General features: G+C 72.4%; 1 protein-coding gene. It reads left to right on the forward strand.

What is annotated here, in order from left to right; translation table 11 throughout:
* On the forward strand, positions 1–500 hold a 500-nt coding region (locus IEZ15_RS44315; protein ID WP_189282561.1), incomplete at both ends, for an AMP-binding protein.

Here is a 500-nt window from a genome sequence, read left to right on the forward strand (position 1 = left end):
GGGGGTGAGCTGCACGTCCTGGAGGAGGGTGCTGTCACCGACCCGCAGGCGGTCGCGGCGTACCTTTCCGCGCATCGGATCGACCACTTCAAGGCTGTTCCCTCCCACCTGGCCGCTCTGTCGGCCGCCGGTGGCGTCGAAGGCGTCCTGCCGGCCCAGTCCCTCGTCCTCGGCGGGGAGGCCGCCTCGGCCGTGTGGCTGCGGGAGCTGGTGGCCGCCGCCGGTGAGCGCGGGATCCATAACCATTACGGGCCGACCGAGACCACGATCGGCGTTGCCACCACCCGGCTCACCGCCGAGTGCGTCGCTGCCGGTGCCGTAGCGGTCGGGTCCCCGGTCGCGAACACGCGCTTCTACGTCCTGGATGCGTATCTGCGGCCGGTCGCGCCCGGTGTCGCCGGTGAGCTGTATGTTTCCGGTGCCCAGCTGGCGCGCGGTTACGTCCGCCGGGTCGGCCTGACGGCCGAGCGGTTCGTCGCGAACCCCTTCGAGCCGGGGCG

The organism is Streptomyces atratus, assembly GCF_014648655.1.
GTDB classification, from domain to species: domain Bacteria; phylum Actinomycetota; class Actinomycetes; order Streptomycetales; family Streptomycetaceae; genus Streptomyces; species Streptomyces atratus.